This is a genomic window from Mesorhizobium sp. P2_D1 (assembly GCF_056404455.1).
Genome location: NZ_JBFUDZ010000180.1, coordinates 1 through 662 on the forward strand (window position 1 = coordinate 1; position 662 = coordinate 662).

The 662-nt window shown below is 60.0% G+C and carries 1 protein-coding gene; it reads right to left on the bottom strand.

Annotated features, from left to right (window positions below; genetic code table 11):
• Positions 1-85: 85 nt before the first annotated feature.
• On the bottom strand, positions 86-662 hold a 577-nt coding region (locus AC1D0I_RS32850; RefSeq protein ID WP_477400226.1), incomplete at its 5' end, for an HNH endonuclease.

Here is a 662-nt window from a genome sequence, read left to right on the forward strand (position 1 = left end):
CCTAACAGGTGAAGCCGAGCCGAATGCCTGCAGTTGATGCCAAGCGTGGGTGGGACGAAGATACATGCGATCCATAGACGCTCAGCTACCCGAGGAACTTGTTATGGCGATGCCACTCCAGCGAGCTGGAAGAAGGCAGGACTGAAGCCAGGATCGGTAACTGCAGCGTCGTGCCATGCAGGTCGTAGTAGTGCCTGCCGTTGTCAAAGTCGGTCTTGAGCCGGCCGCTCACTACAAAGCGCAGGTCCTTGTCCACGGTCACGTACCCCAGGTCAAAGAGCTTGTGGATGTCAGTTCGCAGTAGAAGGCCATTCGGGCCTTCGTGCTCTCCACCGTCCGCATAGGATCGAATGTGAGCGGCATCGAGGATGGGGAGGGTTTTCTCGCCGCTGACCGCGCAACGTCGATCATACGCGTCTGTGACCAATACCCGGAATGCGCCTTGACCCAGCCGCGGTCGAACCAGAATGGGTGCCACGAAGCGCTCCGAACCAGGTGAGGCCGGTAATGCGAGACTGGCCCGGTCCAAGACCGCGTCCCAGAGCTTGGCGCCATCTGCATCATCCGTGTCGTATCCACGCCCGACCACTATATTGCGGGACCAGCTCTCGGGCACCGGTATCCAGCGGTCTGGGGTCCAGAAGAACGGGTTGGTCAGGATG